The following is a 22374-nucleotide window of genomic DNA, read 5'->3' as shown; positions in this document are numbered from 1 at the left end:
ACAGGCTGCCACCAGCGCGGCTCGTCACTGGCCACCGGTCAGCCTCCGCATGTACTCGACGAACTGTTCAAACGGCATCGGCGTCGCGGTGTTTTGTGCGTAGACGGCGTAGCGCTGGGCCATGAGCTGCATCTCCCGCTCCGCCCGCCGAGCTTCCACCCGGCCCAGATCGTGCACCACCCGCTGTTCGACACGCCCTTGCTCGTACAGCACGAACGCATCAACCCCGCCTGGGACTGCGCCATCAGAGGCCGCCTCTCCAGTGCCGTCACCGTCATGTACCACCTCCAGCGTGGCGGGGTTGATCAGAGGAACGTCGAGCAGCACTGCTGGATCCATGTCGTTGTCCGCGCACATGGCCTCCAGATGGTCCTCCAGGCCGAGTTCGGCATGGCAGACCACGTCCAGGTACTGCTGGTCGACAGCCAGACCGGGATGCCTCAGTACGCGCACACCACGCCCGATGAACTGGTAGAACTCGCCGAAGCTGCCATAGGGGCGCACCGGCACCACCACGGTGATGGGAGGGAAGTCGTAGCCCTGGCCGAGCATCCGCAGCTGCACGATGCCTTGCAGGTCTCCCGCGTCGGACTCGAAACGCCGCCGGGTGGCTTTGATCGTCGAGGCCGACATGCTGTGGTGCAGCGTGCCGCACGGGATGCCGTGCTCTTCAGCGATCCGGGCGATCTGCTGCGCATGGGCCTCGCCTATCGCCGCGAACAGCGCCCGGGGTTTGACCGGGGCCAGCAGCTTGGCCTGCGCATCCAGACAGGCCCGCGTCACGGTCATCACGTGCCGGATCGACGCCTCGGACTGCGCCGTGATGCGAGCCATCTTCCGCTCGTCTCCCAACGCGGCCAGCAAGGCATCACGGCCCACGATCTGTTCGCGGCGTCCGTCGGGCCACACCGCCTCGTACACCGTCGTCGCCACCTCCGGGGCGAACCGGTGCACACGCAGGTTCTTCGCCGAGCCGTCCGCGACGGAGTCCACCAGCCGGTAGCGGTAGACGACATCGGCGTCGATCGGTTTGCTGTCCAGGCGCTGGAAACACGCCGACATCAGCAGCGTGCGTGCACCCTCGAAATGGGCGAAGAGCCTCTGGTAGGAGGCGCTGGCCGCGATGTGTGCCTCGTCCACGACGATGAAGTCGACATCCTCCGGCTCCAGCTTGGCCAGCAGGTCCCCATCCTTGTCGCCAGTGCCCAGCGCGTGGAAGTTCGTCACCAGCACATCTGCGGCCAGCAGCCGCTGCCTGCTCACCCGGCTGATCTGCCCGTCGTCCCTGTCCAGGACCAGCGTGGCCGGCGGGCGCGCGCCCGGCAGCAGCGGGCCGCCCGCCAGACCGTACAGAACATTGCCCGGCATACCCGGATCGAGTGCCTTGGCGAACGTGCCGCGGATGACCGAGCCCGGAGTCACCACCAGCGCCCGCCGCCTGCTGAAGGACAACGCAGCCGCCACTCCCAGTGCGGTCTTGCCGGCCCCGACCGCCATCACCGTGGCCGCATGCCGTCCTCCGGACGCGTAGTAGTTGGCCAGCGCGGCCAGAGCCTCGTCCTGGCACGCCCGCAACGGCTCCCGCGCCACCGAAGCGCGCACACCGGTGAAGTAGGACCCACCGGCCGCTGGCTGGGCGCCCAGAGGCGGATCGGCCGCCCGCAAGGGATCCCCCGCCATCTCCGGGACCTCAATGCGCGGTACGGCGACCGCTAACGGCTCAAGCGCCGCATCCTGGCGCAGCATCGCCTGCAGCTGGGCAACGCAGCGCGCGGTGTCCAGGCGCACCGCATCATAGGAAAACCGCAGCACCGTCAGCCCCGTGGCAGCCAGGTCGTTCTGCCGTAGCCTGTCGTAGGTGAAGGCCCCCCGGTCACTGTGGAAGGTGAACCCGTCCAACTCGACGGCCAGTTGCAGCGACTCGCCTGAGATCAGGTAATCCAGCCGGTAGGTGCGTTCATTGACCGTCACCGGATGCTGGCTGCGCACGTGCGCCACGATGCCCCGCTCCGCAGCCGGACTGAGCACCCAGCGCAAGAACGCCTCTTCTAGATAGGAGGCCGAAGGGATCACCTGGTGCAGTCCCGTGCTCATGCAGCCCCGCCAACCGCAGCTTCCTGCACCAACGCACCGGCCTTCTCCGACAGCCGGGCCACCGCGTCCTCGCCCTGTCCGAAACGGGCCAACCGCCGTGCCACGCCAAGAGCTTCTTCGAGAGCGCCTTCGCGTTCCAGCAGCACAATGAGCCGGGACACGGACGTCACATGCACGAACGACTCCGGGACGGGACCGGTATCGAAGGACACCGCCTGAGGGGCTGCCTCCATCAACTCCAGGTCCAGCAGCGCGAACACCTCAAGCAGCTCAAGCCCTTCAGGATAGGAGCGCCGGCCGCTCCACAAGCGGTCAACCGCGCCCTGCAGGACGAAGTGGTAATCCATTGCCCCACCGGGAAGCTCCAGCGCCTCCCAGACCTGGGCGACCAGGTCCGCTCCGCTCGCCTCTATGGGCACATGCCGACTGGCCGGCGTTGCCGACGTAGTGCCCTCATCAGTCGGCCACATCGGTGATCCGTACGAGACTTTCGGGCGGACTCGTGCCTCTGGCAGCGCCTCGCGAACAACACCAGGGCTACTGGGGAAATGCATGCCGGGAACGGCCGCCATTCGCTCAAACCACGTCGCCAAGTTCCTCTCTCTTCCCGCTTCCGCTGCCTCAGCCGCCAGCTAACTGCCACACCCCTGCTGGGCATCCCCGGATGGCACGTCTCCCGCGCCCCGCCAAGGCAGTACCACCTCGCGAACCATATGCCCGCCAGCTGAAGCAAGTAGCGATTTCAACGACAATGCCCTGTTCACGGCCTCATGCAACGCTCTTTAGGCAGCATGCGGGAAGAATCGGCTATCTAACGCGGAACGCTCCTGAGAGGCAGCGAAAGACGCATAGCAGCAGGTCAGATGCAACGAACGGAGCATCGCCACAGGTCAGAGCCCCTGGCAGGCGGTCGCCCGCCCGTTGAGACGTATGCGGAGGCAAAGTAGCTTTCGCGTCAACTACCGGCAGATTCCGGAAAGTGCACACCTTCTCAGCTAGCCCGTCAGGTACGTTCCCAAGGCATCTGAGGCGACAGCTGACAGCGCAGGGGGACGCGTGAGCAACGACGGCAAAGGTCTGCCGCGCCTGTTCATCTCCGTGATCGACGATGATCCGTTGCGGGCTCGCAGCGACGCCCGCGAACTGCTGGCCGAGGTGTCGGAGACTGATCCGGTGGCCTCCGTGTGCTTGCCCTCGGCCGGTCCCTCGGTGAGCAGCGACAAGGGCGGCGACGTCTCGGAGGTCGTCGGCCTGGTCCTGAGTGCCGGCTCGTTTGCGGCGGCCTGCATCCAGGTATGGCTGGCCAAGGTCCCTCAGCGCACCATCATCGCGACCCGCCCGGACGGAGCCACCCTGCGCATCACAGGCCGCGAGGCGCGTGAGGACGACGAGCGCCTCGAACGGTTCCTGGCCGAGGGTTCCCTGCCGCCAGGCGGGAGCACGGCTCACGGCACGCCGTGCCAGGACGACACCTCCACGGCGGGTTGACCGAGGGTGCGCAACAACGATCGATACGCCCTTCTGATCGGCGTCTCTGCGTACGACAGCGAGCACTATCACGACCTTCCAGCGGTCCGTGCCGATCTGCACTACATGCAGGCGGTTCTGCAGAGCACGGAGATCGGCCAGTACAACGACTGCGCGATGGTGCCGGACCCGACGCGTGCGGAAATGCTGCACGCCATCGAGTCGTTCCTCGAAGAGCGCCAGCAAAGTGAGAGCGCACTGCTGTACTTCAGCGGGCACGGCGAGTTCTGCGAGGCCGACAACCAGCTCTACTTCCTCACCCGCGACAGCGACCCGGCCGATCTGCCCCGTACGGCGGTGTCGGCGGAGTTCCTGGAGCGGACCCTGCAGTCCTGCCGCGCCGCGTCCAAGATCGTGCTGCTGGACTGCTGCGCAAGCGGTTCCGTCGTCCAGGGCTGGCATGCCAAGGGCCGGGAGAGTTCGGAATCGGACGAGGCGGAGCACAGCACCCTGTTGCACCCCACTGGCGTCTACTTCATCACCGCCTCGGACGCGCTGCAGGCCGCCTCCGCCATGGCTCCCGAAGGATCGACGCTCGGTACTTCGCGGTTCACGGGTGAAATCGTCGAAGGACTGCGGAACGGGCGGATCAAGGACAGCGGCTGGATATCGCCGGAGGATCTCTTCGAGTATCTGACCGCGCAGATGGTGCGCAAGGGTGTGCCGGAGGAGCAACGCCCGACGAAGTCCACCATCCGCGCCACCCACACGCTGCACTTCGCCCGGTCCGTGGCCCGCCCGGTCCATCTCCCTCCCCCGCCCCACGAACCGCCCCCGCCGTCGGCCGCTCACCTCAAAGCTCGCGAGCGGATCGCGGCTGACCGTGAGAACGCCAACGACTGGCAGCGCCTGCTGCGCTACTACGCACAGTGCCTGAGCGCCCAGGCCGCGGCGAGCATGCTGCCCGACCGGCGGGCGGGCCGGAACTCGCAGTACTTCCTGATAGATGAGGGACCCGAGACCGTTCAATCCGGTCTGAGCCCAGCACTGCCGGCGCCCAAGAACCTGCCCGGTGCGCAGGGCTCAGGCAGCACCACAGCGAAGAACGGGGCAGGTCGCGCTGCCGATCAGCACGAGTACTGGTACGGGTATCCCGCCGTCACGCTCCCTTCCCGCGGTGAGGGCAGCCGGCGTACGGATGTAGCGATTGCCCCGCTGCTGATCCAGCAAATGGAGTTGGCTCCGGACGAGAGCGGTCGCGCGGTGCTCCGTCCGAGCGGGGTTCCGTCGCTGCACACCAAGCTGGTGACGGAGCTTCTCTCGGAGGACGAGGCTGCCCAGTTGCTGGCCCGTTGGCAGCCGACGTGGCAGTACGGCAATGACGCGCAGATGATCAAAGCCGTACGGGAGTTGCTCGGCGTCCTGGGACTTCCGGAGCTTGAACCGCTCGACGCCTCCGCCATGAGTGCGGACTCGGTGCACGAGGCCCTGCGCCCTGGCGCGCACAACGCCGCCGTGCTCCTGGCTCCGTCGAGTGTGGAGCGCTTCGCCACCGACGGCGTTGTGGAGAATCTCCTGGCCATCTCCACCCGCACGGCCGAAATTCCGGGTACGGCACTGGACGCGCTCTTGAACGGCGGCACCCCCGCGCCCACAACGGATTTCGTGCTCGTGGTGTCGGCAGGGCCCTCCAACGAGAGCCAGGAGCAGGTGGTCATCTCCGCGATGACGCAGCCGCTGACCGTGGCCACCGGTCCGCCCGGGACAGGAAAGAGCGAGGTCGTCACCTCGGTGGTGGCCACGTGCGTCGCGGCAGGTGAGTCGGTTCTGGTGGCGTCGACCAACAACGAGGCGGTGAACGTCGTCGCCCAGCGCTGCGACTACATCGCTCCGGGGCTGTTGATGCGTACTGGCAACGTCGATGCCTTGGTCAAGGAGGCCGAGAAGCTAGAGCAACTGCTGTCCGAACCGCCTGCCCAGCCCGGGCGCAGCTCCGCTACCGTGGCAGGTGAACTGCGCAACCTCCGCTCGCGCGCCGCCGCCCTGCGCGACCAGGCCGGACGGCAGGTCGAGGGTGAGGTACGGCTGGCCCAGGTGCTGTCGCAGCGCGCCGAGTTGGCCGGCAAAGTCGAGCTTCCGGTGCCGCTCCTGTCACGGTTGTGGCAAGTCGGCGACCTCTCGGCGCTGGCCCGCTGGGAAATGAGGGCCCGCCGGGCTGCAGCGGCGGGCAGCTGGTGGGGGCGCTGGCGCCGGACACGGGCCGTGAAGGCGTTCGTCGCGGCTGCCGGTGCCGACGCAGCGCCGCAGCTGCCGCCATGGACGAGGGAACGGCACGTTGTCTCAGACCTGCTCGACGACCTGGCGGACCTGGCTGGCCTGGAGCGCCAGGTGCGTGACCTCACGCCGGCTCAGCTCGCCTACGACGAGGAAACCGTGCGCCAGGCGCGTTCAGGCTGCGCCGCAGCACGGGCCCAGCTGTCCGCAGAGCTGTGCGGGGCCGTGTCGGCGGAGGTGCTCGACTGCGGGCGATCGCTGTTGGACCAGCGGCTTCAGACGTTGCGTCAGCGCAAAGGGACCCAGCGGAGCCAGCTGAACCTGCTGCGCTACCTGAAGGGGTGGGCGATCACCACCCATGCGGTGCGCCAGCTGAGGCCAGATCCGAAACTCTTCGACCTGGTCGTCATCGACGAGGCCAGCCAGTGCTCCATCGCGGCGGTGCTACCCCTGCTGTTCCGCGCCCGCAGGGCCCTGATCATCGGGGACCCGATGCAGCTGACGCACATCCCCGGTATCTCGCCTGAGCAGGAACGTCAGGCCCGCGTCAGGGCGGGGCTGAGCGCGGCCTGGCTGGAGGACCGGCGGCTCGCCTATCACGTTCACTCCTCCTACCACGCCGCCGCGCAGAACGGCGAGAGTGCACTGCTGCTCGACGAGCATTACCGCTGCCACCCGGAAATCGCCGACATCGTCAACGGCCATTGCTACTCCGGCGCGCTGGAGATCATGACCGACGTTCGCCGGCAGGTACCCGCGGTCGATCTCATGGACACCGGGGAAGTGGCCCCTGTACTGGCCTGGGCGAATGTGCCCTCAGGCGAGTCGGCACGCGGCCCGGGAGGAAAGTCCTGGCGCAACCCGTCCGAGGCTGCCGCTGTTGCCGACATCGTGCGGGCGCTGCTTCGCCGCCTGCCCGAGAGCGCGACGGTGGGCGTGGTGACACCGTTCCGTGCGCAGAAGGACGCCCTGGAGAGCATGATCGGCAGCGACCGGGTCCGGGTCGGAACGGTGCACGCCTTTCAGGGCGGTCAGCGCGATGTGATGATCCTCAGCCCGGTGGCCACCTCCAACACCCCGCAACGAACGGCCCACTGGGTGTCGAGCCAGGTCAATCTCTGGAACGTCGCGATCACCCGCGCCAAATCCCAGTTGATCACCGTGGGCAACCACGCCTACTGGCAGCAGGAGACAGGTCTCCCCCATCTGCTGTCCTCACGCTCACTCCTGTGGGACCAAACGCAACGCACGGGTGTGCAGCCCACTCCCATGCCAGGGCCTCGCCTGCGGCAGGAGCGGCGCCGCAGAGATCTCACCGACGCCGTGCAGCAGATTCTCGCCTCGCGCGGTGTTGTCGAGCTGGAACGCGATGCGATGGTCGGTGGACAGCGCATCGACCTGCTGTTCACCTCGTCCGAAGGTAACACCGCGGTAGTCGTCGACACCGGCCCCGGGCCGGACCGTGATCCGGCACGACACCTTCGGCTGGTACACGAACGGGCCGGTCTGCTCGTCGGGCTTCCCTCCGGCGGTCGAGGCGCGAAGGCCGGTCCTGTCACGCGCGTGGTCCGTATTCCCGCCTGGCGCATCCTTGCCAGCCCGAATGCACTGGCGCCGCTGTTCGACTGAGTGACCGATCGGCCGCCGGTGGTCGACCGGGACATCCGACGTGGGGAGGGCAGTCGTGGCACGCACTCCGAAGACTGAAGAGGTCCTGAACAGTCTCAGGCAGCAGGTATCCGTTTCGGTTCACTCGACGCGGGAGCTCGTGGGCAAGGTTGACGAGGCTGCCGCCGACAAGGAACGGGAGCGTCGCGAGACGTTCGAAAAGCGGCAGGAGGAGGGCAAGACCAAGACGGGAGAGACCTACGAGCCCCTGCGGCGCAAACCAGGCCTGCGCCCGCTCCCCGGCACGGAGGTCGGCCTGTCCGTGACGTTGACGTTCTGGGACGTCCTGCACCACCTGGGCCGCGGGCTGGCACTGTCCCAGCGCGGTGCATCACGCGGACTGGCCGAGCACTGGGGCAGCCTGAAGTACTGCCAGGCGCTCAGTGCCCATACCGAAACCCAGCTCGGCCTGTCACAGGAGGGCAACCTGCTCGGCCTGTCCGACGAGGGCAAACGGATCGCCATGTACTACAAGGCGCTGCAGTCAGAGGAGTTGGGACACGCCTTCGCGCTGGCCGTCAGCGAACAGATCCTCACCCGACGCTATCCGGACCACAGCATCTCGTTCGTCCGTGCCGACATCGCGCTACGGGCCGGCTGGACGCTGACCAGCCGCGACAAGGCGAAAACAAAGACCGTCGGCTACCCCTACCGTCCGCAATTCTTCGCCGAGGTCTGGAAACCGGGCGAGTCCTCACGCGTCATCCCCATCGCCTGCAAAGGCAACCACAGCGACCGGCAGAAGGCCTACGAACAGCTCGCCTCCGCAGCCGTCCACGCCGACGGAGTGCACATCGGAGCCTGGAACGAAACCCCGGCCTTGCTGTTCAGCATGGAGATCGCCCTTGCCGACCCGCTCACTGTCCACGTCCTGCATGCCGACGGCTCCGGCGGCTGGCTGCACATCCCCGACGGCACCCCCGCCGCCGACATCGGCCTGGACCTAGGCGGCAAGAACCCGGACATCGGCATCCTCAAACCAGGACAAGGCAAGGACCCCGACTCCTCCGAGCCCGGCTGCCAAGTCGGCCCCAACAACCCCAAGGACTACGCGTGGTTCCAGCGTGTCCTGGCCCGCGCCGGAGCCGCCGGCCTGACGGCCTTCGCCGGGGACGGCGAATCCACCGCCGCGCTCCTCACCACCCGTCAGGGCAGCGACTTCTTCCAGGGTTTCGCCCACGCCGCCTCCGGCAGCGTCCAGGACCAGGACTACACCCTGCTGGGCGAGAAATTCGAGGGCACGGATCACGTCTTTCGGCTCAACGGCAAACGAGTACAAGCATTCTCCGGCGTCGCCGCCGACGTCCTCGATTCGCTCATCACCAGGCAAGAGCCCAAATGGCAGGCCGATATAGCCACCTACCGACAGCAGGTCCATGCGAGAAGGGCCAAGGAACATGGGACATTCTGGGACCACACCTGGGGCGGCGTTGTCTCGATCGGCCGGGACGGCACAGTGCTGGCCATGCGTCAGATCCCGCCCTTCCGAGACGAGTAGTGCCTGCATGCAGGTAACCAGCTACCAGCCCCTTTAGGGCCGGTAGCTGTGGTGTTGCTCATCGTTGTAGCCGATCACCCGTCTGATGCCTACACTTCGCCGTCGTTAGGTACTTGCTCGCTGCGGACCGCTTCGTGATCAGTGCTGGTCCCAGCTTGGGGAACTGGTCTCCTCGGGAGCAGTTTCTCCCGCCGGCTGGCTGGCGGCACCGTCCAAAGCAGCCACCAAATCCCTCAAGGTGTGAAATGTGAAGGGGCCCCCGACGAATCCCGCCGGCACCGGTGCACGGGTGACAAAGATCGCCCTGACTTCGCGCGGCTCAGCTGACGTCGGCAAGCTGAGGGCCGCCGCTACCTCGTTGACGTAGGGTGCGAGGTCGTCGAGTTTCCGCTGGAGCTGTGTCACATAACACGGTTTTCGATGGTCGACGTAGAAACGGTCCAAATGGCGTCGGATCTCCGGTGTCACGTGGATATCGGCTGGGTCCTTCACCTCGATCAGCCAGATGTCCGAGTCAGCCCCGCGGCCAGCGACTACATCGATCTCGGTTTGGAGGGACGGGACCCCCAGCCGCTGCGGATCCTGCTCCCGGATGCGCTCCTCCACCACGTAGCCAGCCGCCCGCAGCGTTTGTGCTACTTCGGTCTCGAGGGCTCTGTTCTTGCGGTCGCGAACCGCCTCCAAAGCGTCTGTCACCCGACGCGGGGGCGGAGGCTGCGTCCAAGGCAGGATTCCTTGGGCCACGAAGTTGCCGTAAATACCTGCACTCGCGTAACAGAGCTGCGGACCGACGACGAGCCGCCCATCGGTGAGCTCGACCAGGGGCTGGACGACGAGTCGTTTCTGCCTGCTGCGCGCATGCCACGGCTTCCACTCGGCAGCCTGCAACGCGGAGGAGGTACTGGTGAGGAGCCCCTGAGCAGCAGCGATACGGGCATGTCCGTCAGGTTCCGCCGCGAGACGCAACGTATCGATCAGGTGCTGCCGTACGGTATCTGCGGCGACAGCCACCGCATCTGGATCCTCAGGCTCCAGCGGCCATTGGGCCGTAGAAAATAGGACATGCAAGATATCGCTCACTGATGCTCCGTATGCGGCGAGCATGGCAGCGTCAACAGCTGGATCGACGAGTTCGTCGATCTGTTCCTCGTCAACGACTTCGGCTGCTGCGCCAACCTCGTCAGTCTGCTCGTGACTGCCGAGCGTCGACGGAGCCGCGAGCATGTGAGCCGCTCGGGCCCGTCTGAACGCGCTGAGGTCCAGATCGAACACCCGGGAGCCCGCGCTTCCCGACTCGGCATCGGCATCGGCATCGGCATCGGCATCGGCCAAGTCGGTCACCACGGTGATCTCATACGCGTCGCTGATTCTCAGTCCGGTGGGACGAACTTGATGATGAATCGCTTCGCTCCGCATCGTCGCGGCCAGATAGGCGGAAGCCGCAGCGGTGATCTCCATCCACGCGTACTGATCCACGCGACGGTTTCCAGTGGGTTGAGCCCGCAGGGCTGCTTCGATCGCGATTTCGTTGCTGCGCCTCAGCCACAGATGCTCTTGCTCGAGTTCTGTCTGGCGCTCCAGTGGGTCCCAGGCCACCGAAAGAAGGCGGGAAGACTGTTCGAGATCACGGAATTGCTGGTTCTTCGTCGCCAAGGTGCGTTCGACCTGTCGCATCCCGACGGTGACAAGGTCGTCGGCGGAGTGTTGAGCGAGACGACGGTTCAGAGCATCCAACGCGGCTGGCGCCAGCGCATCACGGTCAAGCTCTTTGGCCTGTGGGCCCACGTACGTTCCGGGTGCGGTGCCCGCTGCCTGCACAGCACGGGCCACCTCCTGGTCCATCATGCCTACCAGATGTGCATCTATCGGCCATGGACGGGCAAGGTGTGGACGACTCACCGGCGCTGTCATGATCCGGATCGCAAGTGTGGGCGGAGCGACGCGCCAGGCCGTTGCCACCGTGTCGACCGTGTTCGGCGGCAGATCACTCTGCTCCAGAAGAGACCTGATCGTCTGCGCCATGACATCCCGCGTAGTTGCGGCGTCATGGTCGGTCTGCTCCGCGAGCGACTCACAGTCGACGAGGAACTTGGCATGGATCACCCGGCCGTACGCACTGGACTGTGCTTCGACAGATCCGACCCGGATGGAATCGGCGCGATCACGTTCGTCCGGCGTAACGGGCCGCATTTCGAGGATGTAGCCGACGGGTGAGGCTTCGTCCTGCGCCGCTTTCCACGCATCATTCACCTGCTCGAAGCCGAAGGCGTACGAGCCTGCGAGATCGTGGAGAAGTTGGTGATGGCCGTCGCCCCAAGCGGGGTGCGCGGAACGTAGGGCCACAGCAGGGGTGCCGACCCGGATCCGCCAGCCGTACAGGTCAGGGCGGTCGTGGTCCGGCGGTCGGGTTACCTCATCCGCATGCGCTCGGCGCCACTCGTAGATCCCGTATGGGCCCTGTCCAATAGGGTCCAAAGCATCCCACGAGTCGATTCCCGGCAGGGCGAGCAGGGCCAGCGCCTGCTCGAGTTCCTGCAGGCGCTGGCCGCGTTCCCACTCGGCGGCGCTGTGGTGAGGGCTGACCATCATCAAGTCCGGGGCCCTGCCGCCGCTGAAGAACGTCTTGTTGTTGCCGCGCCACCACTCCCATAGGTCAAACGCCTCCCAGACGACCATGTGGGGTCGGTCCGGCGCCGCAAGTTCACGGCAAAAGGTATAGAGATCCGTGTCGCTGTCGGCGGTGGTCGAGGCCCAGAGCAGATCCTCAAGGGACATGGCGGCAAGCCCCGGTCGCTGGGGCGCAACCAGATGTCCGGCAGATGCGACGAGGAGAAGCGGAACGACCTCCGTCCCTGCGGGAAGGGTCAGGGACCCACCGGGCAGCGGCACACGAACCTCTTCGTCCGGATGGGCACGGGCATGCTCGCTGATCCGCAGCACTGCTGGTTCCTCCCGGAAGGGAGCATCCGTCAGATGGGGGCGGGCGAACAGCTGTACCAGCAACGCCCTGGCAGGGCCGAACATGACCACCCACTGCACAACGTCGCGAGGGGAGACAGCCGGGCCGCTGCTTGTGTCAGGGGGACCGACAATCTTGTCCGAGAACCGCCACAGAGCTCGGCGTGCACGTTCAGCTGCGAGTTGGGCAAAGCGCAGGCTGACGTTCGCTTCTGCCGAGGCGGCGTGCCGAGCGAGATCAACGACGCCCTGCCCCAGGCTTTCGGGCAGGAAGCCCAACGGTAGCCAGAATCTCGCTGCGCCACCGTCGGACAGCTGATGGGAAACGGCCAGGTACTTGCCGAACGTACTCTGCGGGGAATGGGGGTCGTAAATCGGCTCCCCCCGTTGTGCGGTAGCCCAGTCGAGCGCGGCCCGGAACGTCTTGGAAGGGGCGACCGTCGCGTCCACCGGACTACTCACAAGCACCTGCGCCGCCACGAGTTCCTCGTCGGTCAGCGTTGCAGGGCCCTCGGTCGGCACGTCCCCATCGGGCCACGATGAAGCTAGTGCCCGTATGGCCAGATCGGCGTACCGCAATCCCACCTCGACGTATTCGGAGATCCCGAATCCCAGCTCGGGCACAAGAACCGAATCAGTCGCCTGAGCCACCGTCTTCCACCGCGTGACGTCGGCCAGAGGCCTCTCCACCTGGCCGGGAGCCAGCCGCAGCACCTCGTCACCGAGCCGCGCGAGCACAACCTGACGGGGATCGGACGGAACGAAATCTTCCAAGCCAGCCAGCCAGGGCGCTTCCCGGCGACAGGCATCCAGTAGCCCGCCCACGGTCACAGCCTTGGCGACAGACCGCCCGGTTGGCGCCACAGCCAGCATTTGCTGAAAGAGGTACCCGACAGACGCCCATCTGTGCCGGGTTCTGGGACTGGCGCCCGCTGCAGTGAGCAGAGCCTGCATGCTCGCCATTTCCATACCTGCGAGTCGTCGGCCCAACCCTTGAGGAGCTGTCCGTCCCGTCTTTTTCCGGCCCTTGCCCACATCGCCCCCGTTCTCCCGAGTACGCCAGCATAGAAAACTGGTGTCCGAAAACCCACTTCAAAATTGCCGAGTGCAGGCTCACTGGACGCGGCGTCCACATGCACAGCGGCACGGACCATCAGCTCGCCGAGCTGTTCTGTGAAGTCATAGCCGGACTACGCACACCCGTCGTCGGCAGGTCACCGCGCTAAACGTCAGCAAGCTGGGCACGAAGGCGTGCTCAGCCCTGGGTGCAGGTGGGATACCCATACAGCCTGGACCAGACCGAGGATCCAGACCGCGGCACGCGGGCCGACCCGCCAAGTATGGCCCCTGACCAGCCAATTGGCGCAGATGAGCAGATAGCAGGAAAATCAGCGGTCATGTCGGAAACCATGTGGGTTGCGATTGGCTCCGTCGGCACCACCGCCGGTATCGGCGTGATTGCCTGGCAGTCGTACCTGATGCGCAAGGCCGTGAAGGTCTCGCAGGACGCGCTCGAAGTGGCGCAGCATGCGCTTGTCGCCTCCGAAGCGGTGGCGATCGACGCAGCCCGCACGCGCCTGGATGCCCAGGCTCCTGCGGTGACCGTACGGTTCACCGAAGTCCAGTGGCCACCGTACGCCTGGTCTCACGTGGGGATGCCCGTCAACCCGTGGCCGAACGGCTACGAGTGGCATTTCCCGGAGAAGGAGAACGACCGCATCGTCCTCCAAGCCCGCATCGTGATCGAGAACAGGGGCGACCGGTACGTCAACGTCGAGTACGTCGGCGACCTTGTCAAGGACGTCGAAGGCCGTGCGCGCCCCGCGACCGCACACGCTCTTTGGTCCCACCAGAGGAACGGCGTGACCCCCAATCTGTTTCTCCAGAAGGAATTCACGATCAAGGAGCTGTCGGAAAACTACGAAGCACGCAGGGAGGGCCGACCACTCCCCCACCGTGTGACTGGCACTATCACTGTGCACGACAGCCGCGACAACGGCGCCACCGATGTGTGGGAACTCGACCTGACCGGGTGCCCGGTGTGACCCCACGAGAGCCGCATGGGTGTCTGGCTCGTCGACACCGACGCTGCCGCTGACTCGCTGGAGTACGACTCCCAGCCACCGTACGAGCGGACCTACTGGATTTCGCGCCGCCTCGGTAGCTGCCTCCCTAATCCCACGTACATGCCCAGTGCCAGTGGCCGGCAGAGCCCGCCGCCCTCCTCGCCGTCCCAACTCCCGTAGATCGGCCACTAGGCGGATGTCCTGGCTGAGGAGTGCGGCCGCTCGCCCATACGGCTCGCATCTGCACAGCCCCGGCGGCGTGAGTTTCGGTGGCAGCGTTGGCCGCACAGCCTGGAAGGACAATGCTGCCCGGGCCGTTACGGACGACGTTCCCGGGCGGTCGTCTCCTCGTCTGTCTGGAACCCCACCCAGCCTTGGAAACTGCGCAGAACCGCGTTCGTGGTGCGTCGTAGCGCAGGATCGGCGTGCGGTGTCAGTCGCGTTGGTGGCTGGCCAGGGGCATCCGGCGAGAGAGCAGGGGTGGTGGGGATGTACATCATCAACACGGCTCAAGAGGTGCACGCCCCCGAGGGCCACTACGTACGTCACCGACTTCCTCTCGCCGGCCAGGATCTCAACTACCTCCTGTCCACGAGCAGGCTCCGGTCAGTTCTCGCCGTCGTCCAAGATCCGGACCATACACGGGCCAGCGCTCTACAGCCCACCTCGACCATGGACGTTTCAGCTGGTCAGAGGAGTGTGCAGCGTGTACCACCAGCAGACGAAGAACATGCTGACCCGTTTGCGGGGGGACGGCGCAGTGTCGGCGAGCCCACCTTCTTCGGTCTTCAGCTCAGGGACACGGCCCGCCCCGTGAACCCCATTGCCCCACCCTGCGGCGAACCCCGCTGACACCGCCCCCAACCGGGCTGTTCGGCGGGCCGCTGCCCACTCCCCTTCCAGCCCCAATCCAGCACGGTACGGATAAGCAGGGATGACGGCAGGTGACGACAGGTCAGAAAATCCAGCACCAATCCAGCACGGGCACAGATTCGGGGCCGCGCCCCGAAAGGCACGACCCCAACTGACCTGTATGTTTGCTTGGTTCGGCAGACTATGCTAACGAAGCGCCTTCACGTTGTCGCCGAACGTCCAGCCCTTCGAGCCGTCCCAGTTGATGGACCAGGTCATCAGGCCCTTCAATGCGCCGTTGTAGTGGTTCCACGCCTGTGTCACCAGGCTCGGGGCCATGTAGCCGCCGCCCGCGCCCGGCTGTGCGGGCAGGCCCGGGACCTGCTTGTCATAGGGGACCTTGATCGTGGTGCCCTGGATGACGAGGCCCTTGTTCAGGCAGTCCGTCTGCGCGACGAATCCCTGGACGGTTCCGGCGGAGTAGGAGTCGCCGGAGCAGCCGTACATGCTGCCGTTGTAGTACTGCATGTTCAGCCACCAGAGGCGGCCGTTGTCCGCGTACTTCTTCACAATGGGGAGGTACGCGCCCCAGATCGAGCCGTACGCCACGCTGCCCCCGGTGACGTATGCCGTCTCGGGTGCCATCGTCAGGCCGAAGTTGGCGGGCATCCGGGCGAGGACGCCGTCGATGATGCGTACGAGGTTGGCCTGTGAGGCGGAGAGCTGGTTGATGTTGCCGCTGCCCACGAGTCCGGTCTCGATGTCGATGTCTATGCCGTCGAAGTTGTACTTCTTCAGGATCGGCACCACCGTCTCGACGAAGCGGTCGGCGACCTTGCTCGAGCTGAGGTCGATGCCTGCGGTCGCGCCACCGATCGACATCAGGATCGTGGCGCCGTTCGCCTTGGCCTGACACATCTCGGCCGGGGTGGCGACCTTGACCGTCGAGTCCATTCCGTCCTCCCACAGGACGGTGCCGTCGGAGCGGATGACGGGGAACGCCGCGTTGATCACGTTGTAGCCGTGGTCGCGCATGCGGGTGTCGGTGATCGGGGTCCAACCGAACGGCGGGTGTACGCCGTTGGCGGCTCCGTCCCAGTTCTCCCAGTAGCCCTGGAGCACCTTTCCGGTGGGCTTCGACTTGACCGCGCATGTTTCGGCCTCGGCACCCTGGGTTCCGGGGGCGACCTGCGCGGCCCGAGTGATGTCCTGGCGGTCCTGCGACGACGCCTTGCTCGGCACCGCGCCGACGAGCAGCGGCACGGCGAAGGCCATCGCCAGACCGACCGACAGAAGTCGGGACGGTGCGCGGCGCGGGGCGAGGGCGTGGGGAGAGGTTCGGGATGACACGCTTACCTCCTGGACTGTGGTGCCTGGAGACGTAAGTGGTGCGACGCGCCACACCGTAAAGTGGTCCAGACCTGCCGTCAATAGGTCTGGACCAGGCCGATCGAGCAGGAGGCCTCCCCCGCATGGACATCCTCAACTCCCAGGATCCGCTTGCCATCTCGGTGACCGAGGCGATCCGGAAGGGCGACGTCCCCGCTCTGCGTCAGCTCCTGGCCGACCACCCCGCACTGGCCTCCGGCTTCATCAGCCAGGACGGTCCCGCCGCGGGCCGACGAAGTCTCCTGCACATCGCCACCGACTGGCCGGGCCACTACCCTCACGCCGAGACGGTCATCGCCACCCTGGCCACGGCAGGTGCCGACCCCAACGCACGCTTCGTCGGCGCCCACACCGAGACTCCTCTGCACTGGGCCGCCAGCAATGACGACATCACCGCGCTGGACGCCCTCATCCACGCGGGCGCCGACATCGAGGCCTCCGGCGCCGTCATCGGCGGCGGCACCCCACTCGCCGACGCGCGCGGCTTCGGCCAGTGGCAGGCGGCGCGCAGGCTCCTGGAGCACGGCGCTCGTGCGGATCTGCAGGACGCGGCCACCCTTGGCCTGCTCGACCAGGTCGAGGCCTTCCTCGCCGCCCCGGACTCCCCTACCGAGTCCGAGATCACCAGCGCCTTCTGGGGCGCCTGCCACGGTGGTCAACTCCCCACCGCCGAGCGTCTGATGCGGCAAGGGGCAGACGTGAACTGGATCGGCTATGACGACATGACACCTCTGGACATCGCCCGCGCGCAGGACGCCGACGATGTCGTGCGTTGGCTGATCGCCCGAGGTGCCAAGGGGCGCGCGGACTTCGGGTGAGTCACGCTCCCGCCCAGGTTCAAACTGCGCCCACTCGGTCTCAGGCGCCTCGGCCCGCGAAAGCGCCGTCGGCCGTGAAGGCCAGCTTGGCGAAGCGTTCGCCCATACGGCGGTGGGTCGCGGCGTCCGGGTGGATCTGGTCGGGCAGCGGCAGCTCGGCGGAGTCGGCTTTCCCGTACAGGTCGCGGCCGTCCAAGTAGTGCAGGTGCGGGTCCTCGGTCGCTCGCTGCTCCACGATCCGGGCCAACTCGTCACGGATGACGCCGAGGGTCAGCTTCCCGCTCCCGATCTCCTCCGGCTTCCCCATGGCGACGAACCCCAGCCGCCCCTCACCGAGGGCGCTGAAGTCCGGCGCGCTGGGACCGGGCGTGTCCTCATGGATGGGACACAGAATGGGCGAGACGACCAGCAGTGGTGTGGTGGGGTGCCCTTCGCGGATGGTGTCGAGAAAGCCATGGACGGCGGGGCCGAAAGCGCGCAGGCGCATCAGGTCGGCGTTGACCACGTTGATGCCGATCTTGATGCTGATCAGGTCGGCGGGGGTGTCCCGCAAGGCGCGGGCCGTGAACGGGTCGAGCAGGGCGCTGCCGCCCAGGCCGAGGTTGATCAGCTCCACGCCGCTGAGGGAGGCGGCGAGTGCGGGCCAGGTGGTGGTGGGGCTTGCGGCGTCGGAGCCGTGACTGATCGAACTGCCGTGGTGCAACCACACCTTGCGGCCCCGGTCCGGCGTGGGCACGATGGGTGCGTCGGTGCGCAGGGCGACCAGTTCGGTGGTCTCGTTGTGCGGCAGCCAGATCTCGATGTCCTTGACGCCGTCGGGCAGTTCGGTGAAGCGCAGGGTGCCGACCGGGCCGGACCGGCGCTCGGCGGATCCGGCTTTCATGTCGATGGTCAGGGTGTGGCCGCCGCTCACGGTCTCCTGACCGGCAAGGCGGCCGTCGACGAGCAGGTCGTACAGGCCGTCCGGTCGGGGCGGGGCGCCGACGTAGACGCGCTTGGTGGGCAGCGTGTCCAGTTCGACGGCGGTGGCCCGGGTGCGGAAGACAAGGCGTACGCCGGAGGGTTGGGACTCCGCCATGGCCAGCTGTCCGTCGGAGCACTGGGCGCGGGCCCGTGCGGGCAGCCGGTGCGGCAGGACGCCGTGCGCGGTCTGCTCCAGATCGAGTGCGCCGCGCAGGATGTCCGCGGTGATGGGTGTGGTGATCCAGTCGTGCTCGGTATGCATGGTCTCCGCCTGCTGATCAAGGTTTCTGAGTTGTCGGGAAGCACCGATGAGCCCGGCGCCGGTCGTACGCCGCCACTCCCACAGGAGTCGACTCGCCGGGAGCCGACCCGCGCGGGAGCCGTTTCGCGGGAGCCGACCCGCGGGAGCCGATTCGGCCGGCGCGGCGCCCTGGTCAGGGCTGCGGCCAGTTCCGGAGCAGGGCGTCGAGGGCGTCCAGGATGCGTGCCCACGTCTCCTGCGAATCGGGCTCGCTGTGGCTGAAGCCCCCTGCCATCTCCAGGCTGACGTAGCCGTGGAAGACGCTGCCCAGCATCCGGACCGCGTGGGTCTGGTCGGGCTCCGTCAGGTCGTAGCCGCGCAGGATCGCCCGCGTCATCTGTGCGTGCCTGCCGCCTGCGCTTGCGGCCGCTGTCTCCGGGTCGAGCCTCAGCTGAGCCGCGGCGTAGCGCCCGGGGTGCTCGCGACCGTAGTCGCGGTAGACGTTGGCGAGCGCGGTCAGGGCATCCTTCCCGGCCCGCCCTGCCAGTGCGGCGGCGCCCCGGTCGGCCAGCTCTTCCAGGGAGAGGAGAGCGATCCTCGTCTTGAGGTCCTGGGAGTTCTTCAGATGCGAGTACAGACTCGCGACCTTGACGTCGAAGCGCCTGGCGAGCGCCGAGACGGTCACCTGCTCGAAGCCGACCTCATCGGCCATCTCCGCCCCGGCCAGGGCCAGGCGTTCCGCGGTCAGTCCTGCGCGAACCATGCCCCACCTCCCTTCGGCATAACTGATTATGCAATTACCTAACACCTTTAGGCAAATCAGCTAGCCGTTCAGGACGCAGGGGGTACCGTCAGACCGTCTTGACCGTTCCCCCATCGATCACGTAATCCGCTCCGGCGACGTTGCCCGCCACGTCGGAGAGCAGGAACGTGATCAGCGACGCCACCTCCCGGGGCTCCGTGATCCGCCCGGTGGTGATGCCGAACGCCTCCGGGATCCGCTCGAGGAACGCCCCGTGCTCGGCCCCGAAACCGGCCGCCACCTTGCCGCCGAAGCCATCGGGATCCTCCCAGATGGCAGTGCGCACCACACCGGGCGAGACGGTGTTGACCCGCACACCCCGCGGCCCGAACTCCTCGGCAAGGGACTTGCCCAGCGAGGTGAGCGCCGCCTTGGCCGCGCTGTAGGCGACGGGACCGGCCGCGGGCAGACGGGAGTTGATGGACGAGACGTTGACGATCGCGCCCCGGCGCTCGATGAGACTGGGCAGCGCGGCGCGGCTGACGCGGACCGCGCTGAGCAGATTGAGGTCGAAGATGCCCTGCCACTGCGCGTCGTCGGTGTCGAGGAAGCCGATAGGCTCCACCGCGTCACCGCCGCCGACGTTGTTCACCAGCAGGTCGATGCCGCCCAGCTCGGCGAAGGCGCCGTCCATGAGCGTGGCCACCCCCTCCGGAGTGCCGAGGTCGGCCGATACGGCGAAGGCTCCCGCCTCTTTGAGTTCGGGGGTGATGGTGCGCGCCGCACCCACCACGCGTACGCCCTCGTCCACCAGCGTCCTGACGGTTGCCAGGCCGATCCCGCGGCTGGCGCCGGTGACGACGGCGGTCTTGCCATTGAGGTCGAGCTTCATGCTGTTCCATCTCCTTCAGGCGAACACTTCTTGACCTACAGGTACAAAATATGGATGCGCGTCAGCGGTGCGGAACCACTGAACGCCGAGTTTTCGAAAACTGAATGTTGAATGCCGAATGGACGAATTCCGCCGAGAGGCCACTCAATGGCGACGGCGCGGGAAGGTCAGAGGGAGTCGACCGTCGCGTCGATCACCCTGGAAAGGCGCTCCGGCCCCTCCGCGACACGTGCCATCAGCCGCAAACCGACGACCGTGGTCAGCAGCAGGCTCCCGACGGCGCGAGCGTCACGGCCGGAGGCGATCTCCCCCGCCCGCTGCCCCTTCTCCACCAGCGCGGAGAAGGCTTCCTCGGTGCGGTCGAACATGCGCCGGACGAGCTCGGTCGCCATCTCGTCCGTCCCGGCCAGCTCCGCCGCGGTGTTCACCGCCATGCAGCCGCGCCGGTCCGGGTCGGCGAGGTCCATCTCGACGAGCAGCCACAGCGCCGCACGCAACCGCTCCTTCACCGGCCCCGACTCCTCGAGCATCTCGGTGAGAGCCACGGCCTGACTGTCGCGGTAGCGGCACAGCGCCCGCTCGAACAGCGCGTGCTTGCTGCCGAAGGTGTTGTAGAGACTGCCCTTGCCGATACCGAGCGCGTCAACGAGGTCCTGGGGCGTGGTGGCGGCATACCCCTTGCGCCAGAACACGTCCATGGCCCGCTCGACGGCGGCGTCCGGATCGAACTGCTTCGGCCTTCCCATGATCAGGAGCCTAGGCCGTTCTTGACCTCCAGGTCAAGAACTTCGCTCAGGCAGCTCGACGCACGCGTGCGGCCTTACGGGCCTCCGCCATCTCACGGGATTCGGCGGTCCGGCGAGAGCCACCGCCGGAGCGGCCGGGCTGCCCCGGGCGCGTGCCCATCCCCCGGAAGGGGGCGCCGCCGCGCTGCTTGGGACGCTCCGTGGGCGCGCTGCCGCCGATCGGCACGCCGGAAGGGGCCTTCGCGCCCGTGATGCGGCTCAACTCGGCTTCACCGGAACGAACTTGGGTGATCTGCGGCCGGATCCCGGCGGCGGACATCAGACGGTTCATGTCCCGGCGCTGGTTCGGCGTGACCAGGGTGACGACACTGCCGGACTCACCGGCGCGGGCCGTACGGCCGCCGCGGTGGAGGTAGTCCTTGTGGTCGATGGGCGGGTCGACGTTCACGACCAGGTCGAGGTTGTCGATGTGGATGCCGCGAGCCGCGACGTTCGTGGCCACCAGGACCGTCACGGCGCCCGTCTTGAACTGGGCGAGCGTGCGGGTGCGCTGGGGCTGGGACTTGCCGCCGTGCAGGGCGGCGGCGCGGACGCCGCTGCCCATCAGGTGCTTGGTGAACTGGTCGACGGCGTGCTTGGTGTCCAGGAACATGAGCACCCGGCCCTCGCGCGCCGCGATCTCGGTGGCGGTCGCCAACTTGTCGGCGCCGTGCACGTGCAGTTCGTGGTGCTCCATCGTGGTGACCGCGCCCTTGGAGGGGTCGACCGAGTGGACGACGGGGTCGTGGAGGTAACTGCGGACCAGGAGGTCGACGTTTCGGTCGAGCGTGGCGGAGAACAGCATCCGCTGGCCGTCGGGGCGCACCTGGTCGAGGAGTTCCGTGACCTGGGGCATGAAGCCCATGTCGGCCATCTGGTCGGCCTCGTCCAGAACGGTGATGCTCACCCGGTCCAGGCGGCAGTCCTTGCGCTCGATGAGGTCCTTCAGACGCCCGGGCGTGGCGACGACGACTTCGGCGCCTGAGCGCAGCGCACCGGCCTGCCTGCCGATCGACATGCCGCCGACCACCGTGGCGAGCTTCAGCTTCAGGGCACGGGCGTACGGCGTGAGTGCCTCGGTGACCTGCTGGGCGAGCTCCCGGGTGGGGACCAGGACCAGGGCGAGGGGCCGCTTCGACTCGGCGCGCTGACCGGCGGTGCGCACGAGGAGCGGGAGCCCGAAGGCGAGGGTCTTGCCGGAGCCGGTGCGGCCCCGGCCCAGTACGTCCCGGCCCGCGAGGGCGTTCGGCAGCGTGGCCGCCTGGATCGGGAACGGCTCGGTCACGCCGAGATCGGTGAGCGTCTTCAGCAGCGGGGCGGGCATGTCGAGCTCAGCGAAGGTCTCCGCCGCCGGGAGACCCGGGGTGATGGTGACCGGCAGTGCGAACTCGCCCTGCGGGGCGGCGGGACGGCGTCCCTGGCCGCCTGAGCGGTTGCCGGGACGGGGGCCGCCACCCTTGCGGGGGTTGGCACCGCGGGGGCCGCCGCCGTTGCGGGGATTGGAATAGCGGTCGTTCGTGCGAGCTGAACGGTTCACGTGGAACCTTCCTCGATATGGCACGCATCGAGGAATTCTCGGCGGATATCAACCGAACGAATTGCAAGCACGAGCCGAATAAAAGACAAACTTCTGTAAACAGCAACGAGCTGGTGCCCGCACCGTGAGG

At 67.1% G+C, this 22374-nt stretch carries 14 protein-coding genes; 5 read left to right on the top strand and 9 right to left on the bottom strand.

Features of this window, described 5'->3' with window-relative positions; all coding sequences use genetic code 11:
- Positions 1-24: 24 nt before the first annotated feature.
- Both ACFQ7F_RS31550 and ACFQ7F_RS31545 read right to left on the bottom strand, forming a co-directional pair.
- Positions 25-2094: a DEAD/DEAH box helicase family protein gene (locus ACFQ7F_RS31550; protein ID WP_383277699.1), complete on the bottom strand. Its 2070-nt coding sequence runs from the start codon at positions 2092-2094 to the stop codon at positions 25-27.
- On the bottom strand, positions 2091-2513 hold the full coding sequence (locus ACFQ7F_RS31545; protein ID WP_383277696.1) for a hypothetical protein: 423 nt from the start codon (positions 2511-2513) through the stop codon (positions 2091-2093). The genes ACFQ7F_RS31550 and ACFQ7F_RS31545 overlap by 4 nt, the downstream gene beginning before the upstream one ends.
- Before the next feature lie 637 nt (positions 2514-3150).
- On the opposite strand from ACFQ7F_RS31545, the gene ACFQ7F_RS31540 reads away from it, so the two are divergent.
- From ACFQ7F_RS31540 to ACFQ7F_RS31530, 3 genes are read left to right on the top strand one after another with little or no spacing between them, the layout of a single operon-like run.
- Entirely contained in the window at positions 3151-3582 is a 432-nt protein-coding gene (locus ACFQ7F_RS31540) for a hypothetical protein (protein ID WP_383277693.1), read from the top strand.
- Between the two features lie 6 nt (positions 3583-3588).
- Positions 3589-7464, top strand: a complete 3876-nt coding sequence (locus ACFQ7F_RS31535) for an AAA domain-containing protein (protein ID WP_383277691.1) — start codon at positions 3589-3591, stop codon at positions 7462-7464.
- Positions 7465-7519: 55 nt separating this feature from the next.
- Complete coding sequence (locus ACFQ7F_RS31530; protein ID WP_383277688.1) at positions 7520-9001, top strand: hypothetical protein; 1482 nt, start codon at positions 7520-7522, stop codon at positions 8999-9001.
- Positions 9002-9139: 138 nt separating this feature from the next.
- Here the strand turns inward: ACFQ7F_RS31530 and ACFQ7F_RS31525 are convergent, their stop codons facing one another.
- Entirely contained in the window at positions 9140-12784 is a 3645-nt protein-coding gene (locus tag ACFQ7F_RS31525) for a hypothetical protein (protein ID WP_383277685.1), read from the bottom strand.
- Positions 12785-13356: 572 nt separating this feature from the next.
- Between ACFQ7F_RS31525 and ACFQ7F_RS31520 the strand changes: the two genes are divergently transcribed.
- Entirely contained in the window at positions 13357-14004 is a 648-nt protein-coding gene (locus ACFQ7F_RS31520) for a hypothetical protein (RefSeq protein ID WP_383277682.1), read from the top strand.
- Positions 14005-15084: 1080 nt separating this feature from the next.
- On the opposite strand, the gene ACFQ7F_RS31515 is transcribed toward ACFQ7F_RS31520, so the two are convergent.
- The gene (locus ACFQ7F_RS31515) at positions 15085-16152 is read right to left on the bottom strand and encodes a chitinase (RefSeq protein WP_383277717.1); all 1068 of its coding nucleotides are present in this window, start codon (positions 16150-16152) and stop codon (positions 15085-15087) included.
- Between the two features lie 197 nt (positions 16153-16349).
- On the opposite strand from ACFQ7F_RS31515, the gene ACFQ7F_RS31510 reads away from it, so the two are divergent.
- Positions 16350-17084: an ankyrin repeat domain-containing protein gene (locus ACFQ7F_RS31510; RefSeq protein ID WP_383277679.1), complete on the top strand. Its 735-nt coding sequence runs from the start codon at positions 16350-16352 to the stop codon at positions 17082-17084.
- 40 nt (positions 17085-17124) lie between these two features.
- Here the strand turns inward: ACFQ7F_RS31510 and ACFQ7F_RS31505 are convergent, their stop codons facing one another.
- The 5 genes from ACFQ7F_RS31505 to ACFQ7F_RS31485 all read right to left on the bottom strand — a co-directional run bounded on the left by ACFQ7F_RS31505 (position 17125) and on the right by ACFQ7F_RS31485 (position 22244).
- On the bottom strand, positions 17125-18309 hold the full coding sequence (locus ACFQ7F_RS31505) for a GDSL-type esterase/lipase family protein (protein ID WP_383277676.1): 1185 nt from the start codon (positions 18307-18309) through the stop codon (positions 17125-17127).
- 172 nt (positions 18310-18481) lie between these two features.
- Positions 18482-19051, bottom strand: coding sequence for a TetR/AcrR family transcriptional regulator (locus tag ACFQ7F_RS31500; RefSeq protein WP_383277673.1), 570 nt, complete (start codon positions 19049-19051; stop codon positions 18482-18484).
- Between the two features lie 88 nt (positions 19052-19139).
- Entirely contained in the window at positions 19140-19922 is a 783-nt protein-coding gene (locus tag ACFQ7F_RS31495; RefSeq protein ID WP_383277670.1) for an oxidoreductase, read from the bottom strand.
- 167 nt (positions 19923-20089) lie between these two features.
- Positions 20090-20668 carry a TetR/AcrR family transcriptional regulator gene (locus ACFQ7F_RS31490; RefSeq protein ID WP_383277667.1) on the bottom strand — a complete coding sequence of 193 codons (579 nt, stop codon included), beginning with the start codon at positions 20666-20668 and terminating at the stop codon, positions 20090-20092.
- A gap of 46 nt (positions 20669-20714) precedes the next feature.
- Entirely contained in the window at positions 20715-22244 is a 1530-nt protein-coding gene (locus ACFQ7F_RS31485) for a DEAD/DEAH box helicase (RefSeq protein ID WP_383277664.1), read from the bottom strand.
- Positions 22245-22374: the final 130 nt, after the last annotated feature.

Origin of the sequence: Streptomyces sp. NPDC056486 (assembly GCF_042795295.1) — a bacterium.
Lineage (GTDB): Bacteria > Actinomycetota > Actinomycetes > Streptomycetales > Streptomycetaceae > Streptomyces.
Note: the sequence above shows the minus strand (reverse complement) of the source record. Positions and strands in the feature narration are given on the sequence as shown.

Bases quoted from the DNA above. Each gene is read 5' to 3' on its own strand.
- ACFQ7F_RS31490 (WP_383277667.1), bottom strand. From the start codon at position 20,668: ATGGGAAGGCCGAAGCAGTTCGATCCGGACGCCGCCGTCGAGCGGGCC.
- ACFQ7F_RS31520 (WP_383277682.1), top strand. From the start codon at position 13,357: ATGTCGGAAACCATGTGGGTTGCGATTGGCTCCGTCGGCACCACCGCC.
- ACFQ7F_RS31500 (WP_383277673.1), bottom strand. From the start codon at position 19,051: ATGGTTCGCGCAGGACTGACCGCGGAACGCCTGGCCCTGGCCGGGGCG.
- ACFQ7F_RS31505 (WP_383277676.1), bottom strand. From the start codon at position 18,309: ATGCATACCGAGCACGACTGGATCACCACACCCATCACCGCGGACATC.
- ACFQ7F_RS31515 (WP_383277717.1), bottom strand. From the start codon at position 16,152: ATGGCCTTCGCCGTGCCGCTGCTCGTCGGCGCGGTGCCGAGCAAGGCG.
- ACFQ7F_RS31510 (WP_383277679.1), top strand. From the start codon at position 16,350: ATGGACATCCTCAACTCCCAGGATCCGCTTGCCATCTCGGTGACCGAG.
- ACFQ7F_RS31495 (WP_383277670.1), bottom strand. From the start codon at position 19,922: ATGAAGCTCGACCTCAATGGCAAGACCGCCGTCGTCACCGGCGCCAGC.
- ACFQ7F_RS31550 (WP_383277699.1), bottom strand. From the start codon at position 2,094: ATGAGCACGGGACTGCACCAGGTGATCCCTTCGGCCTCCTATCTAGAA.